Genomic DNA, 585 nt, shown 5'->3' with positions numbered 1-585 from the left:
GTTGCAGTCCCTGTACGCGCTTATAGAAAGAAGGTTTGAAAGCTTGCTTACCAGCTATCTGTAGTAATTGCTTTACATCAATAGCTGAGATTATATGACTAGCCCTGAAAGTCTGTCCTTGCTTAGTATGCACCGCTGTAATCTGTTGCTCGCTGCCATAGCTGAATGCAACAACTTCAGTTTGACGATAAAGATTCGCTCCATAGCGCTGTAACTCCCTAATAAGCAAGTCGGTTATCTGGCTACCTCCTTTGGTAAGTCGGTAAGCACTCTGTATATATGAATTAACTGAAAGCGCGTGTACATAGAGAGGCGTTTGAGGCGCAACCCCTGCATAAAGGAAACTTGCCCCCAAAAGCACTGCTTTAAGTCGTTCGTTAGTAGTAAGATTATCTAAAAAATCGGAGAGTTTTATAGAAAGAGTAGCAACATCGTAATGTACTTCTGTAGCATTATAACGGTAAAGTGGAAATTTATCGCAAATAGTACGTATTGTATAGACATATTGCTCTAAAGCCTTTCTCTCTTCAGGGAAATAAATAAGCAGCTGCTTTACGAAGTTTTCATACCCTTGGGCGTGAGGGT

Annotated in this window: 1 protein-coding gene; it reads right to left on the bottom strand. The window is 41.2% G+C overall.

What is annotated here, in order from left to right:
* A partial coding sequence (locus HMPREF9441_RS17165; RefSeq protein ID WP_008623564.1) for a flavin monoamine oxidase family protein occupies window positions 1-585 on the bottom strand: 585 nt, incomplete at both ends.

The organism is Paraprevotella clara YIT 11840, from assembly GCF_000233955.1.
In the GTDB taxonomy this organism is placed as follows: Bacteria; Bacteroidota; Bacteroidia; order Bacteroidales; family Bacteroidaceae; genus Paraprevotella; species Paraprevotella clara.
Note: the sequence above shows the minus strand (reverse complement) of the source record. Positions and strands in the feature narration are given on the sequence as shown.